We start from the raw sequence: 15,220 nt of genomic DNA, 5'->3' as shown, positions 1-15,220 counted from the left end.
TACAAGTTTTTCTCGCTTGCTGTATGACCTCAAAACTCCAGAGGCTTCGAAAAATTTATACCAGTAGCACGATATCAGTTTTAGAGTGAATCAATTATATCTGCAAATTATTTTTGCTTGGCATCTTCTTCAAAGGCTTTTTTAAACACATCGCCTAGCAAATTGACGTCATCAACCCGGGCGTAATTTAACCGGGTGACAAAAGCGATATGCCGATGCGGCCCTTCTTCTGCTAGAGGGACGGCGACGGCATTTTGGTTCTCTAAATGCAGCTGATCGAGCGCCATCTCAGGTACCAAGGTGGTGCCCATATTGGCCAGTGCCATCTGAATAAGGGTATTTAAACTGGCCTCAGAAAAGCTTGATTTCATCTCCTCGCGGTCAAAATGACAGACAGATAAGGTTTGATCAGTAAGGCAGTGTCCTTCGCCAAGTAGCATTAAGTTGGCAGTGGTTAATTCATCAGAATCAATCGAATTTAATTTGGCATGCACGTCATCTTGTGGAAAGACCGCATAGAAGTTCTCCGCCCAAAACTCAAAAGTATGTAATCCATCTACCGCATAAGGCAGGGCAATAATAGCCGTATCGATATGACCGTAACGCACTTGTTCAAGTAAGCGTTCGGTCTGCTGCTCAATAATGGTCATCCGAAATTCAGGGTAGTGCTGTTTTAATGCTGGCAACACTTTAGGTAGTAGATAAGGTGCGATAGTCGGAATAATACCCACAGTCATTGGATAAGCAAGCGGGGTTTGGTGGCTATGAGCACGAGTAGTCAAATCATTGACTTCAGAGAATATTCGCTGGGCACGAGTCAAGATATCTTGCCCAATAGGGGTAATTAATACCTGCTTATTATTGCGCTCAAAAATCTGCGTATCCAACTGCTTTTCAAGCTCCGCTATCCCTAAACTCAGTGCGGATTGAGAAATATTACAGTCTTCAGCTGCGCGCTTAAAGTGGCGGTGTTTATCGACGGCTAGGGCAAATTCGAGTTGACGAAGAGTAATCATAGAAGTCCTTCTTTAATGGGTTTTTAATAGAATATATTTAGACTTTGTTAATAATAAAGCCTGAGTATTTACTTATTAAAATAAAGCAAATAGGCAAGTTACAATAATATAAACACCCCCAGTAGTATAACAAGGTAGAGTACTAGCTGTGATGTAAGACGGACTATAAATATTGACTTGCAGCATATAAGCTATTTTAGCAAGTTTAATAAAACAAAACATCACATTAAAATCTTTTAACTGGATTAACCATAGAAATCACGTATTATGGTTCATGTAATCCAGTACAGGCATCGCATTTTAGATGCGGGACTGAACAATAATAATCAATCAATCCACAATAAAGGAGCTAATCATGGCATCTATTATTAATCAAGAAATCCCAGAGTTTTCAGCTGACGCATTCGTAAATGGTGAGTTCAAAACTATTACTTCTGATGACGTAAAAGGTAATTGGGCAATCTTTTTATTCTACCCAGCTGACTTTACTTTCGTTTGCCCAACAGAGCTTGAAGACATGGCAAACCATTACGAAGAGCTAAAAGGCTTGGGTGTAGAAGTCTATGCAGTATCAACTGATAAGCATTTCACTCACAAAGCATGGCACGATTCTTCAGACGCTATTGGTAAAGTAACTTATCCAATGATCGGTGACCCAACGGGTAAAATCACTCGTGGATTCAACGTTATGGTCGAAGACGAAGGTGTCGCTGAGCGTGGTACATTCTTGATCGATCCAGACGGTCTGATCCAAGTCGCTGAGATTCATGCTGGCGGTATTGGCCGTAGTGCTAAAGACATGGTACGTAAAGTTAAAGCCGCACAATATGTTCGTGAAAACGACGGTGAAGTTTGTCCAGCAGCTTGGGAACAAGGTGGCGATACTCTAAAACCAAGTCTTGATCTAGTAGGTAAAATCTAAGTAAGGTTTTTAGCCTCTTAGTTTTAGGTTCTGCTTTATAATTATTTGAAATAATAAGTTTAAAATAATAAACCTTATAAGCAGAAACTATAAAAGAGCCCTCATCAGCATTAGTTGATGAGGGCTTTTTATTTCTCTAATTAAAACATCTCATTATTTTTGGCTGTTTATACAGTCAGTTAAAAGTAAAGCGGATATATAGATTCAAACGTGCTGCTGGTATCAAAAGCGAAATTAAACTTTATTTTTATCAATTATTCTATAAATCTCATCTTTTAAATGCAGCTTTCGTCGTTTCATTTTTTCAATCTCTTCTTCACAGCTTGCTTGTTTTATACTGTCTTTTTCAAGCTGATTGATTTGCTGATCGAGCTGGGTATGCTCATCGAAAATAACGGCAAAATGGCTATCCTTTTGCTTAAGTTCAGCAATGATATCTCTATTGTCCTGTAAAGTATCAGTCTTTCTCATATGTCCATCCTTATTATTGAGCGCCGAATCAGAATGAGTATTACCGATAGTGACGCATTTTGGTTGAAAACATTTATGATTGTAAGAGTCATGGCCATAAAATATAACGTCGAAATGTTTTAACTCAAATATCGAATTTAAGCTGAAAGCTAGTAATTATTTTTATAACCATCATTGATTGTAGCTAAATAATAACTATTCCGCCATCGTTGATAGTCACTGACTGGGTTTGTAAAATAATACGAAAATTAATATACGATTGGTTTTTTTAAACTTGTTATTTGGGTTTCTGAGCTTGCTCAAAAGTCTGAAACCCACGATAATAGACGTATTCAAGGACATAGAGTTAGTTTAAATGGTTTTTTTAAAGCCATAACTATTACTAGTCTTTCTAATTTATATAAACAGCTTAGGTGCTGTCGTTACATATTAAATAAAAATGAGGAACAATCATGATAGATCAAAGTTTATTAGATGCGATTAAAAGCTACAGTGAAAATATGACTCGTCCAATTACTTTTCTATTAGGTAGTGGCGAACATGAAAAGCGTGCTGAGCTGATTGACTTTTTGACCAAAATTGCCAGTACGACTGATAAAATCAATTTCGATGTCGATAATGCTGACTATATTGATAGTAGCTTGCCAAGCCCAATCAGCTTTGCAGTACGTAGCCATATCGATGGTGAGTTGGTTGATACGGGAGTAGTGTTTAGTGGTATCCCTGGTGGTCACGAGTTTACTTCGCTTATATTAGCGATTTTGCAAGCTGGTGGTCATACCTTAAAGCTTGGCGATGATATCCAAAGACTTATCAAGCGTTTTAATAAACCGCTACAGTTTCAAACTTACGTGTCATTATCTTGCCAAAGCTGTCCAGAAGTGGTGCAGGCGCTGAACCAATTTGCGATACTTAATGATGACATCAGTCATGAAATGATTGATGGAGCGCTGTTCCAAGAACAAGTAGAAGCCAATAACATCCAAGGCGTGCCAGCAGTATTTTTAAACGGCGAACCGTTTGCTAATGGTTTGATTGATACAGCAAAATTAATTGAGAAGTTGCAAGAGCAGTTCCCTGACTTGTTAGCAGAAGCTGATGAAGATGCTGAGCAGTTAGAGCAGCAAGATGTCACCATTATCGGTGCTGGTCCTGCCGGCGTTGCTGCGGCGATCTATACCGCACGTAAAGGTTTAAAAGTAACGATGGTTGCTGACCGTATTGGTGGTCAGGTTAAAGATACGCAAGATATTGAGAACTTGATTTCAGTGCCTTTAACTACAGGTACTGAGTTGTCAGCCAACTTTGAAAAGCACTTAAATGAATACGATATCACCTTAAAACAGTATGTCACCGTAAAAGAGATTAGTGAGACTGAGGAGGAGAATTATAATATCCACCTAAGTACTGGCGAGATCTTTGAAACGCGTAGCATTATCTTGGCGACAGGGGCGCAGTGGCGTAAACTTGGCGTACCGGGTGAGGAAGAAAACGTCGGTAAAGGTGTGGCTTATTGCGCACACTGTGATGGACCCTTCTTTAAAGATAAAGAAGTATCCGTCGTCGGTGGTGGTAACTCAGGTATAGAAGCGGCGCTTGATTTAGCGGGTATCGTTAAGCACATTACGGTAATTGAATTCGCTGATGAGCTAAAAGCTGACCAAGTCTTGATCAATAAAGCCAAAGAAAAAGACAACATCGAGTTTATTACTAATGCTGCGACTCAAGAGATTAAAGCAACTGACGGTAAAGTGAGCTCTATTGTCTTTGAAGACCGTGCAACTGGCACAACTCATGAGCGTAAATTAGATGGGGTGTTTGTACAGATTGGTTTAGTGCCCAATACTGATTTTGTTAAAGGCTTTGTTGACGTTAACCGCTTTGGCGAGATTGAGATTGACGAGCGCTGCAATACGGATCGCAAAGGTATCTTTGCTGCAGGCGACGTAACGACTGTACCCTTTAAGCAGATTAATATTGCTATGGGCGAAGGTTCAAAAGCCGCTTTAAGTGCTTTTGAGTACTTAGTGATGCAGTAAGTTTAAAGTTAGTTTTAATTTAAAAAGCCACCTCTTTTGAGGTGGCTTTTTATATCTACTGTTTTTTATCTACGATCATCAATTCTTATTTCTAATTACCGCAATGACGGGAAGCGCAATAATATACATCAGTACGCCGTATAGAGCCGCAGGTAAAGCGATGGCAGGCAAGCCAGCCGTAGTCCCCATAATAATAGGTGCTAAAGTAATAGCCGTAGTGCTGTTTTGAATACTGGTCTCTATTGATACGGTCTTAGTATCGAACCAGTTAAGCTTCATGGCTCTAGAAGTTATCATGCTAATAGCAAATAAAATCACAATAATCAGTACCAACTCCAGTCCAATTAATGCCACTTGTGACTTTAATAACTCCCAATTAGAGGCGATGGCAGCGAGGACAATCAACACGAAAAAAACACTAGCCAAGCCATTAAGAACACTACTTCTCCGCTGCATAAAGTTTGCAAATTTATAGCGAGCTAGCATACCAAGGCTGACAGGCAAAGCGGTTAATAAAAACATCACCAAGCCGATTTTTACAGCGCTAATGGAGCCTGCTTGATCTTGCATAAAGTGATTAAAGGCTAAAGTGATCAAGATCGGTAAAGTAATGACTGATAATAGACTGACGACGCCGGTAAGCGCTACTGAAAGTGCTACATTGCCCTTGGCATAAAAGGTCAGCATGTTGCTGGTGACACCGCCTGGACAAAAGCTAATCAGCATAATACCAAAGGCGATAGCTGGTGGAGGAGACATTGCTAGTACTACCAATAAAGCCACCAAAGGTACGAAGATAACCTGGTTCACCAAGCCCACAAAAAACGCTTTGGGATATTTAGCGATAACCTTAAAATCGCTGGGTTTTAGTCCCGCTCCCAAAGTAAACATAATGTAGGCAAGTGCTAGGGGCAGTAAAGCGAAAGCAATATCACTCATAAAACAATCCTTGTAAAGTTAAAAATCATATTTTAATGATTCTATCAACGGCCCATTCCTTGGTGCCTATTTTAATCTTAGTATTTAGTCTTACTATTTAGGATCAGCATTTAATCTTCGTATCTAATCTTAATGACTTGTAATAGTAAACTTTATAATAAGCTATCGCTGCATACAACATAAACTGAGCAGTCATTTAACGGCTCAATAATCTTCATTTTTGAATTTTCCACAGTCGCTGAATAAGGCATCGAAATGCTTTTAGGGCGCTTTAAAACTATAACGCCCATCCAATTTTGGACGGGCGTTATAGTTTTAAAGCTTATTTGTTACCCATATAGGCTAATCACTAGACGACTAATCATCTAGCAAATCCATCTGTTTAGCGGCTTCATAAATACCGGTTGAGCGATTGCCGGTACGACAAAATATCAAAATAGGCTGCTCAGCTTGATTGAAATAATCAGCAAATTCTTCAACGTGGTTCTGATTGAGCTCGTTACCTGCGAACAATACTTCTTTATAAGCAAGACCGGCTTTTTTGGCAGCAGCTGCAATATCGGCGTTAGCGGGTTGATTGGGTTCTTCACCATCAGGGCGATTATTAATAATGGTTTTAAAGCCATTTTCGGCGATCATAGGGATTTGATCCGGGGTAATTTGTCCTGTAATGCTAATTTTATGGCTCATGAGAGCTCCTTTTTACTATTTGTTGGAAGATTATTATTGAGGGCTAGTTAGTTTATAAAAATAGAAGTTATAACAAATCACGCATTAATGCACTTTGATAAAGCAATTTAGCACGCGCACCGGTTCCGCAAAACATTAAAATTGGTTTTGGCATAGCATGATAATAAACTGCGAACTGCTCGATAGTCTCTAAGCTTAAACGCTCGTCATCAAAAGGCAAGTAGTGATAAATTAAGTTTGCTTGTGTAGTAGCAGCAGTGAAGTCATAGCTTTTGGGCTGCTTGACTATTTCGTTATCGGGGCGAATATTGAGTACCGAGCGATAACCAAGCTCAGCAATCTTAGCGCACTGTGTCGGATAAATTTGTTTATAAATCGTTAGATTGTCAGTCATAAATAGTATCAACGGCGATTATTATAAGGGGTTAATGTGCATCAAGATCTCAAATAATACGGATCATTCAAAGCTAGTATTTATTTAGTATAGTCAGATATCGACATGTTTTATACCTTAACAGCACATGATAACGGTATTTGGCAGCAGACAATAATAGTAATTGTATACTTGACGAGTTTAGACTGCTAATAGCTGCAAAATCGTTAAAGATATTTAGCCTTTTAGCTCATCAACCGCTTCTATGGTACTTAGATAAATCCGACCTGAAAGCTCTGTAATTAATGGAGTGTCTCCAATAATATCCATTACAGGACCCTTAATAAAACTAAAATGTAAGTACTTATCTTGGCGTATTAGTTCTTGATTCAGGGTCCTAAGCATCTCTTGGGCAGTCAAGTCAATATGATTAACGGCTGCCATAATTAAAATAATTTCGTTTGCCTCTGGATATTCTTCAGTCGCCTTTAATATACGCCGGTGTACCGATTCGCTATTTCCAAAGAATAAACTTTCATCAATACGTAGCATGAGTAAATTACTAAAAGTGACCACATCATGGCGATTAATATTACGAAAATGTCCCGTGTTCGCCAGTTGTCCTACGATAGCAACATGAGGATTACTAGATTGCAAGATCAGACTAGCAAATGACACCATAAGGCCGATGACTAATCCTGTATTAAGGCCAAATACCAATACACCACTAAAAGCCGCTATAAAACTAGCGGCATCTAAAGGGTCACGCTGCCACGCTTCTTTAAGGGTGGCTACATCAATCAGCCCAATAATAGAGGCCATAATAGTAGCACCCAAAATTGCATAGGGGAGCGGGGCCAGTGCGCTGCCAAAAGCTATTAGAGCAGCAATCATAACTATTACCGTTACTAAGCTTGCCAGTGGGGATTTGGCACCTGAATCGGCATTAATAGCGGTGCGCGAAAACCCTCCTGCAACCGCAAAGCTTTGGAAAAAGCCACCAGCAATATTAGCGAGGCCTAAACCCGTTAGCTCACGATTGGCATCAAATTTTTCACCCCGTTGACGAGCATAAGTGCTCGCTACTGAGCTACTAGATACAAATACAATAAGCGCCATCAACCCTGCCGTTGGCAATAGATTGAGCGCCTCAGTGAAGGTCGGTAAATAGGGCAGCGTAAAGGTTGGCAGGCCTTGCGGTATGTTACCAATAGTCTCTACGCCCCGAGTTGACCAATGCAAGCTCATACTCAACAAGATAGCAATAATTAGTAGCACAAGCGGAAAAAGACGCTCAGCCCATTTAGCATAAGTGGGCGATAGCCAAGAACGCCATAACCAATGACTACCATAACGATTACTAACTAAAAGCATAAAGGCAATAGCGCCAATAACCACTGTCAATGGGTGCAGCTGACCCACATACATCAGCATACTGGACAGATAACCAATTAGACTATTTCCAGTTATAGGTATCGCTGTCAGATATTTGAGCTGGCTAATAAATATCAGTACTGCTGCACCGCTAATGAAACCTGCGGAGACTCCGCGGCTGATAAATTGCATAATCCAGCCCAGCTTCAGCCGGCCAGCTATCCAGAGCAGAGCGCCCACCATCAATGCCAGCAAACTTGCCATGAGTACATATTGCTCAGCACCACTATCTGCATAGGCGTGTAAACTACTGGCGGTCATAATGGCGGTAATAGCAACCGGCCCGACCGCTTGAACATTACTAGAGCCCAGCCAGGCATAAATAATTACTGGAACAATGGCCGCATAGAGACCATAAACAGGAGGTAGTCCTGCCAGCACCGCATAGCCTAAACTTTGCGGAATAACCAATACGCCCACCACTAATCCAGCGATGACGTCAGTGGGTAAGTCAGCTAGCTGGTATTGCCGTAGCCAAGCTGGTATCAAACGAGCTGCGATAGAAGGCATATTCATACAATATCATCAAGATAAGAAAATTCGACAAAAAAGTGGCGCTAAAAAACGCCACATCAATACGATTTTGCCAAAATGCTAGGAACCAGTTTGAGCACAAAAGCGTTGATACAAGAGCTGTAATACCGCCAAAGCATCTTCACTGGCGATACTATAATAGATCTGTTTGCCCTCACGGCGGGTGGCGACCAGTTGGTCTTTGCGCAAGATACCAAGCTGCTGCGAAAGGCTTGGCTGTCCAACACCAACCAAGCGCTCAAGCTCGCCAACGCAGTATTCACCTTGAGTTAGCTGACATAGCAGTAAGAGGCGATCAGGATGCGATAGTGATTTTAGCAACTGACTGGCCTCTAATGATGCCTCTTGCATCTGTTTTGCTAAATCTATCGGTGCAAAATCTGCCACATTTGAGTCCATACTATTTGCCTTATTGTTTATTGTTACGGGCTTTACCGATGAAGTCATAACTGGGGTAGAAGTTGTCAGAGTAAGCTCCTTATATAAAATGACTATAAAACGGTGATAATTATCACTACTAATAAACACCCTATGATTATCGTCAACGGATGACTACCAAGGGGTTAAACGGTTTATTTTAACATCTAATGCTCTAATCTGTAGTGCCAATATGAGATAAGGGCATGGATGGTAAGCTTCTAACTTTAGGATCTCAAAAGCCTCAAACCGAAAAACTATAGTACTATGATAATGGTTATAACTACCTGTAGTCATTGTAATTATGGTTAATTATCAATGATATAAGCTATTATAGCAGATTATCTCCATTTACATTATATAAATTGATAAAGTATAGTATCTTTGCTATATTGTAATCAATAGAAAAGTCATATTAAACACTATAAAAACATTAAAATTATAAATGATAATGAGGTAAACATGCAGGTACATTCTTTTTTACATGAGGATACAGAGACTTATACGCATGTATTGGCAGATGCTGATCAGCAACTGTGTGCAATTATTGATCCCGTATTAAATTTTGATCCAAAGTCTGGCACTACCAGTACCGAGAGCGCTGACGAAGTCATTGAGTTCGTCCGTCGTCAGGGTTGGGAGCTGGTTTATATTATCGAAACCCATGCGCATGCCGATCATTTATCAGCGGCTATCCATATCAAAGACGTTTTAGGCGGACAGCTGGTCATAGGTAAATACATTACCGAAGTACAAAAAATATTTAAGCAGATTTTTAATTTTGACACCAGTTTTCGTACCGATGCCAGTCAGTTCGATCTATTAACTGATGAAGGCACTACTTTAAACCTTGGCTCAATTACTATTACTACTATGCACGTTCCTGGTCATACGCCCGCTGATATGGCTTACGTGGCTACTGACAGCGAGAAGTCCGCAGTTTTCACGGGTGATACCATATTTGCTCCCGATGTAGGGACGGCGCGTTGCGACTTTCCGGGTGGCGACGCCAAAACTTTGTATCACTCTATCCAAAGGTTGTTAGCACTGGATGAAGATACGGTTATGTATTTATGTCATGACTATCCGAGTAAAGGGCGTCAGCACTGCCCAACGACGACGGTAGCCGCACAGAAAATGGGTAATATCCATGTAAAAGATGGTATCAATGAAGCAGAGTTTGTCCAAATGCGTGAGCGCCGCGATGCCACCCTGGAGATGCCGCGGTTGATCATTCCTTCAGTGCAAGTAAATATTGATGCTGGTAAATTACCAGAGCCTGAAGACAATGGTACACGCTATTTAAAAGTACCTATTAATGCACTTTGATAAAGCGTTTATACGGTAGCAAAGATTATTTCGGATTTTTAAGCTAGTTTGGGAATAAAATAATTAAGTTATTACATTATCACTCTTAAGGAATAAGCTATGAATATTAATGTTGGAAGTACCGATAGAATGTTACGTATCATCGCTGGTATTATCATTATAGGGCTAGGCATTTACTATCAAAGCTGGTGGGGTGTTATTGGCTTGATTCCGTTAATAACCGGCTTGTTCCGTGTCTGCCCTCTATATAAAATGCTGGGTATGAATACTTGCAAACGCTAGGATAGTGTAGAGCGTTAAGCTATAGATGAAGGTGGCATAGATAGTCCTGATGTAAACAAAATAGCCTTAATATTGATAGTCATCAGTATTAAGGCTATTGCCTTTGAGACTATTAGTTTTAAGGCTAATGATAAGAAAACAACGGTCTTTACAGGGTATTAGATTAACAATACTTTATCTTGATAAATATCTATTTATAACCATTAAAATAATACGACTATAAAAAACTATAAGCCTAATAAAGAAAAATACGACCAAAAACAGGAAAAGGATTATGAGTGAAGCAAACTTTCATATTGTGTGTACTAACTGTCAAGCGACCAATCGTTTGCCCGCTGCCCGTTTAAGTGCAAACCCCAGTTGCGGTAAATGTCAGCAGCCTTTATTGACCGCTAGTCCTCATGAATTAAATGCGCAAGTGATTAATAAAGTCATTCGAAAAAACGATGTTTTAACTATTGTAGATTTTTGGGCAAGCTGGTGTCAGCCTTGTCTGATGATGGCGCCGCAGTTTAAAGAAGCGGCAGGGCAGCTGCCAGAAGTGGTATTTGCTAAAATCCAGACTGACAAGTACGAGCAAGCTGCTGCGCCCTATAATATTCGTAGTCTACCAACGATGGTGGCTTTTCGAGGGGGCAAAGAAGTTGCTCGCCAGTCAGGCGCACTGCCAACTAATCAAATCGTCCAGTGGGTTAACAGTCTACAATCGTAGTAGATAGCCCTAGTAAGGTGAACGCCAAGTAAAAAAGCCAATAGGTTGATAACCTATTGGCTTTTTTTTAGCTATAAAATCTGTTATTTATTCACCATAAATCTTGATCCCATTAGCAAAATTGCAGCGCTTAACACGGGCTGACTGAATAATGGCGTCACGCTCACCATAAAGCCGTGATAACTTTGCATCACGAGCTTTAGTATTACTGCTTTTGCCCACCCCAAAGCTAATATTGGGTGAGATTCCCCAGCGTCCTGCTGAAACCCCAACCCCTACACCTGACGCGGCTAAAGTAGATTGCTGATTACGAGTAGCTTCAACGTAACGATTGACTCGAGCGTACTCTTGGCTAAGTGCTTGGCAATCATAGCTTTGATAAGTACTAGGCGGAATATATTGCGGCGCTATGTTACCGGTAGAGGCGCAGCCTGAGAGAGCAAAAACGCCAGCGGTTGCTAATAATGTTGCTGCAGTAAGAGTTTTCATAAAGGCTCCAAAAGGCTAAGGGGTCATATTTTAAACGTTGCAATCTAATTACAATAGCAAATATAAAACATTCATGATACTAAAAGTAGAGGGTATTCATTGAGGTTTTATTGTCTATATTGTATTACTCATTGCTAAGCGTTTATCAAAATAAGTTTCCCGGTTTCATATAAGCAAGGATAATTATTCCAATATAAGCTGCGCCAGCTACAGCAATACCAGCCTTGCTTTGGGCCTCAGTCGCAGCAGGATTGAAAGCTTTGACACTGGCACTAATAGCGGCAATTAATAATATAATCTTTGCAAAAACCCATTGTACCGGCGCTTGGGCTGCCATCAACTGCATCAACATCCAACCCCCTGAAAGGATAAGCAAGGCGTAAACGATATGGGTCGAGATCTTAATGATTCGCGGCGCACTTCTATTGGCGCTCAACACCAAATAGCTCTGATAAATAAATAATACAATAATCAGGGCTACTGTCAGTAGGTGTAAATGTTTCATTAACTAGCTTTCCTTTTGCGGTTGATGTTTATAGACTGAAAAAAGGCTAAAAGAGTAATAATTGAACGACCAGTTATTTAGTGTTTTGTCCGGCGCATTGAGGACTGCTAGGGCTAATACCTTGAGCTTGCCATTCCTCTGGAGTATAAGCGTGAATGGCGAGGGCGTGGACATTGCCGCCTTGTGAAGTTAATAGGTCAGAGACCTGCTCGTAGACCAGTTGATGGCGGGCGACTAAGCGCTTGTTAGCGAATGCGTCGCTAACAATGGTGAGTTTAAAATGGCTTTCTTTACCTTCAAAGTACCCAGCATGGTTCATGGATTCGTTAGCTAAGTCAATATGCTGTGGCTGTAAGGCTTGTAGAGCATTGTTGATAGCAGCGGCTGTAGGGGCTGTCGTAGAATTAAGAGTATTCATAGCAATCCTTTATAAACTAATAGAGCATCACGTTTTTGTTGATAGCATTATAACAGACGTTGCTATACAAAAAAGGCAGAGCGCATCATAGCATTTGCGCTCTGCCTTCTGTCTTTATAACCTTAGCTTTTACAAAGCTAAGCTCGTTATTAACGGCGTGATTGTTGATATAGCGGCATCACCTTTGGCATTAAGCTTTGCAATTGAGCAATACGACTACCACTTGAGGGGTGAGTACTGAGGAATTGTGGCGGCTCACCTTGGCTGGCACGCTGCATTTTTTGCCACAGAGTGATAGCGGCTTGCGGGTTATAGCCTGCTCTAGCCATTAACTCAAGACCAATCTGGTCAGCTTCGCTTTCTTGGGTGCGGCTATGCGGACGACTTAAACCAAAATCACCGGCTAGGTTGGCAAGCTCTGCTTGACCTTGAGAGAGTCCAAATATGCTAGCGGCTACACCAATACCGGTTTGTGTAGCATATTCACGTGAGATGCGTTCACGTGAGTGCTCACGTAGAGCATGCGACATCTCATGGCCCATAATCGCAGCAATCTCGTCATCGGTCAGATTTAGGCGATCAATGATACCGGTATAGAACATAATCTTACCACCGGGCATAACAAACGCATTAAGTTCGTTAGACTTGATAGTATGCACTTCCCAGTTCCAGCGTGCTGCATCAGGGCGATAAATACCCACTTGGGCAATTAGGCGGTTAGAAATATTCTTCAACCGATTGAGCTGAGCTTGATTGGTGTCAAGCACGCCACGTTTACGAGCCTCTTGAATACTTTTATTATAGCTTTGGGCTGATAGTTGCAGTACTTGCTCATTTGATACCAGTAGAAGCTGCTGACGATCTACGCCAATAGCGCCGCTATTAGTAGTACTAGAACAGCCACTAAGGCTGAGGGCCGATAAAGATGCTGCCATAACTGTGGTGGTAAGCAGTTTTTTCATAATATACATCCTCGCTGTAAAAATAAATTGGAACAAAGAGATTAATCGTTAAGTTAATGATAGACAGCCGATAAGACGCTTTCACGTTTTTATTAGATCATGTTTTTTACGTCAGAGCTCAGTACGCTACTCAGTTATTACTTATTACGGATGGCTGCTGTAAACATCGCTGTAGTTTAGGTTAACATTTATAATAGTAATTATAATAATGATCATCCCATAAAACCAGTGCATCAAAAGTAACAATACAGCGTGCCATTGTAACTGAACTTACGGAATAGACTGGTCGAATAAACGACAAGCTCTGATAGGGGGTTGGGCAGTTCAGTATCATTAAGCTAGGGGTTAGGCGGGGTATAACAATAAATAATCCTGTAAAGGCAGACTACTGCTTTAAGGTGTCAGTGACTATTCTACTAATTATACTGAAAAAATTTAGCAAATTCCTTCTAGGACAATGAGTTAAAAATTGGCTTAAAATCAATGGTTTAATGTTATTTTTAGTTAAAGAGACTATTTCTTTTCAACAGTTTAATTTATAAAGTCGAAAAAAGGGATTGACAGACGCTTAATAATTGCTAAAATAGCCATCCTATTGAGACGTAGCCCTTATTAATTAATAATATGACTATGACTTAATCTAAGCGGGATTAGCTCAGTGGTAGAGCATAACCTTGCCAAGGTTGGGGTCGAGAGTTCGAATCTCTTATCCCGCTCCAAATATGGCTTGCAAAAGCGTAAAAGCCCCACACTCGTAATACGAGTGTGGGGCTTTTTTTCGATTACAAAAGACGGGCAATCTGTCACAGCAAGCTAAGTTTAAAGGCGCATAATGGTTAATTCTATAATAATTATTATAAGGATCAATGATGCCAGAATTTAAACAAAAAACATTTGATGAACTATTCGATTTATCCGGTAAAGTTGCTATCGTAACCGGCGGCGCCAACGGTATTGGCAAAGCATCTGCTTTACGTTTAGCGCAAGCAGGAGCCAATATCGTTATCGCCGATCTAAAAATAGATGAGGCACAAGCCGCCGCCAAAGAAATCGAAAGCTTCGGCGTTAAAGCCTTAGCGGTTGAGTGCAATATCTTAAAAGACGATGACCTCAAAACCATGGTTGATAAAGCTATGGAGAAGTTTGGCGCTATCAATATCTTGATTAACAACGCTGGTGGCGGCGGCGGTGGTCAAGAGAACCCGTTTGAAATCACTGTTGATGATTTTCGCCGCGACTTTGAGTTGAACGTTTTTAGCGCTTGGCGTCTGTGTCAGCTATGTGTACCGCATATGAAGGAGTCGGGCTATGGCTCAATCGTCATAACCACCTCGATGTCCAGTGTTAATAAAAGTCCAGACATGAGCGGTTATGCCGCCTCAAAAGCAGCGGTCAACCACATGGTCGCTAATTTAGCTCACGACTTTGGGCCTGAAGTACGTATCAATGCGGTTGGCCCGGGCGCCACGCGCACAGCCTCACTAGAAAGCGTGTTGACCCCTGAAATTGAAGAAAAAATGCTCTCGCATACGCCGATTCAGCGTTTAGGAGAGGCGGACGATATCGCTGGTGCCATGCTTTATTTCGCTTCGCCTATATCGAGCTGGGTAAGTGGTCAGACGCTGTTTGTAAATGGCGGCGGTGTACAAACTTTGGATTAATTTAAGCTTAACTATTAAGAGACTCAA

General features: G+C 40.9%; 17 protein-coding genes and 1 tRNA gene. 7 read left to right on the top strand and 11 right to left on the bottom strand.

Features of this window, described 5'->3' with window-relative positions; genetic code table 11:
* Positions 1-107: 107 nt before the first annotated feature.
* Complete coding sequence (locus tag JMX18_RS07600; RefSeq protein ID WP_201586503.1) at positions 108-1,016, bottom strand: hydrogen peroxide-inducible genes activator; 909 nt, start codon at positions 1,014-1,016, stop codon at positions 108-110.
* A gap of 355 nt (positions 1,017-1,371) precedes the next feature.
* On the opposite strand from JMX18_RS07600, the gene ahpC reads away from it, so the two are divergent.
* On the top strand, positions 1,372-1,938 hold the full coding sequence (gene ahpC, locus JMX18_RS07595) for an alkyl hydroperoxide reductase subunit C (RefSeq protein ID WP_201586502.1): 567 nt from the start codon (positions 1,372-1,374) through the stop codon (positions 1,936-1,938).
* A gap of 234 nt (positions 1,939-2,172) precedes the next feature.
* On the opposite strand, the gene JMX18_RS07590 is transcribed toward ahpC, so the two are convergent.
* Complete coding sequence (locus JMX18_RS07590; protein WP_201586501.1) at positions 2,173-2,409, bottom strand: YdcH family protein; 237 nt, start codon at positions 2,407-2,409, stop codon at positions 2,173-2,175.
* A 452-nt stretch (positions 2,410-2,861) separates the two neighbouring features.
* Here JMX18_RS07590 and ahpF point away from each other — a divergent pair, with 452 nt between their 5' ends.
* Positions 2,862-4,448, top strand: coding sequence for an alkyl hydroperoxide reductase subunit F (gene ahpF, locus JMX18_RS07585; RefSeq protein ID WP_201586500.1), 1,587 nt, complete (start codon positions 2,862-2,864; stop codon positions 4,446-4,448).
* A 78-nt stretch (positions 4,449-4,526) separates the two neighbouring features.
* On the opposite strand, the gene JMX18_RS07580 is transcribed toward ahpF, so the two are convergent.
* The 5 genes from JMX18_RS07580 to JMX18_RS07560 all read right to left on the bottom strand — a co-directional run bounded on the left by JMX18_RS07580 (position 4,527) and on the right by JMX18_RS07560 (position 8,817).
* Entirely contained in the window at positions 4,527-5,387 is an 861-nt protein-coding gene (locus JMX18_RS07580) for a bile acid:sodium symporter family protein (RefSeq protein WP_201586498.1), read from the bottom strand.
* A gap of 357 nt (positions 5,388-5,744) precedes the next feature.
* Entirely contained in the window at positions 5,745-6,077 is a 333-nt protein-coding gene (locus JMX18_RS07575) for a TIGR01244 family sulfur transferase (protein ID WP_201586497.1), read from the bottom strand.
* A gap of 67 nt (positions 6,078-6,144) precedes the next feature.
* On the bottom strand, positions 6,145-6,471 hold the full coding sequence (locus JMX18_RS07570; RefSeq protein ID WP_201586494.1) for a beta-lactamase hydrolase domain-containing protein: 327 nt from the start codon (positions 6,469-6,471) through the stop codon (positions 6,145-6,147).
* Positions 6,472-6,687: 216 nt separating this feature from the next.
* On the bottom strand, positions 6,688-8,394 hold the full coding sequence (locus JMX18_RS07565) for a SulP family inorganic anion transporter (RefSeq protein WP_201588278.1): 1,707 nt from the start codon (positions 8,392-8,394) through the stop codon (positions 6,688-6,690).
* 84 nt (positions 8,395-8,478) lie between these two features.
* On the bottom strand, positions 8,479-8,817 hold the full coding sequence (locus JMX18_RS07560; RefSeq protein WP_227674596.1) for an ArsR/SmtB family transcription factor: 339 nt from the start codon (positions 8,815-8,817) through the stop codon (positions 8,479-8,481).
* A 480-nt stretch (positions 8,818-9,297) separates the two neighbouring features.
* Here JMX18_RS07560 and JMX18_RS07555 point away from each other — a divergent pair, with 480 nt between their 5' ends.
* The 3 genes from JMX18_RS07555 (at position 9,298) to trxA (ending at position 11,158) form a co-directional block, all read left to right on the top strand.
* On the top strand, positions 9,298-10,164 hold the full coding sequence (locus JMX18_RS07555) for an MBL fold metallo-hydrolase (protein WP_201586492.1): 867 nt from the start codon (positions 9,298-9,300) through the stop codon (positions 10,162-10,164).
* A 99-nt stretch (positions 10,165-10,263) separates the two neighbouring features.
* Positions 10,264-10,446 (top strand): YgaP family membrane protein, encoded by a 183-nt coding sequence (locus tag JMX18_RS07550; protein ID WP_201586491.1) that lies wholly within the window; start codon positions 10,264-10,266, stop codon positions 10,444-10,446.
* A gap of 274 nt (positions 10,447-10,720) precedes the next feature.
* A complete protein-coding gene (gene trxA / locus JMX18_RS07545; RefSeq protein WP_201586489.1) occupies positions 10,721-11,158 on the top strand; it encodes a thioredoxin in 438 nt (145 codons plus the stop codon).
* Between the two features lie 87 nt (positions 11,159-11,245).
* Here the strand turns inward: trxA and JMX18_RS07540 are convergent, their stop codons facing one another.
* The 4 genes from JMX18_RS07540 to JMX18_RS07525 all read right to left on the bottom strand — a co-directional run bounded on the left by JMX18_RS07540 (position 11,246) and on the right by JMX18_RS07525 (position 13,532).
* Complete coding sequence (locus tag JMX18_RS07540) at positions 11,246-11,647, bottom strand: hypothetical protein (RefSeq protein WP_201586487.1); 402 nt, start codon at positions 11,645-11,647, stop codon at positions 11,246-11,248.
* A gap of 145 nt (positions 11,648-11,792) precedes the next feature.
* Positions 11,793-12,152 carry a SirB2 family protein gene (locus JMX18_RS07535; RefSeq protein WP_201586486.1) on the bottom strand — a complete coding sequence of 120 codons (360 nt, stop codon included), beginning with the start codon at positions 12,150-12,152 and terminating at the stop codon, positions 11,793-11,795.
* 73 nt (positions 12,153-12,225) lie between these two features.
* The gene (locus JMX18_RS07530) at positions 12,226-12,570 is read right to left on the bottom strand and encodes a BolA family protein (protein ID WP_201586484.1); all 345 of its coding nucleotides are present in this window, start codon (positions 12,568-12,570) and stop codon (positions 12,226-12,228) included.
* A 149-nt stretch (positions 12,571-12,719) separates the two neighbouring features.
* Positions 12,720-13,532, bottom strand: a complete 813-nt coding sequence (locus JMX18_RS07525) for a M48 family metallopeptidase (RefSeq protein WP_201586483.1) — start codon at positions 13,530-13,532, stop codon at positions 12,720-12,722.
* Positions 13,533-14,176: 644 nt separating this feature from the next.
* On the opposite strand from JMX18_RS07525, the gene JMX18_RS07520 reads away from it, so the two are divergent.
* Together JMX18_RS07520 and JMX18_RS07515 are read left to right on the top strand one after the other, a co-directional pair.
* Positions 14,177-14,251 (top strand) — tRNA-Gly (locus JMX18_RS07520).
* Positions 14,252-14,401: 150 nt separating this feature from the next.
* Positions 14,402-15,193 (top strand): glucose 1-dehydrogenase, encoded by a 792-nt coding sequence (locus JMX18_RS07515; protein WP_201586482.1) that lies wholly within the window; start codon positions 14,402-14,404, stop codon positions 15,191-15,193.
* Positions 15,194-15,220: the final 27 nt, after the last annotated feature.

It is taken from the genome of Psychrobacter jeotgali, assembly GCF_904846315.1.
GTDB lineage: Bacteria > Pseudomonadota > Gammaproteobacteria > Pseudomonadales > Moraxellaceae > Psychrobacter > Psychrobacter jeotgali.
The sequence above is the reverse complement of the archived record's forward strand: the minus strand, read 5'-3'. Positions and strand labels throughout refer to the sequence as shown.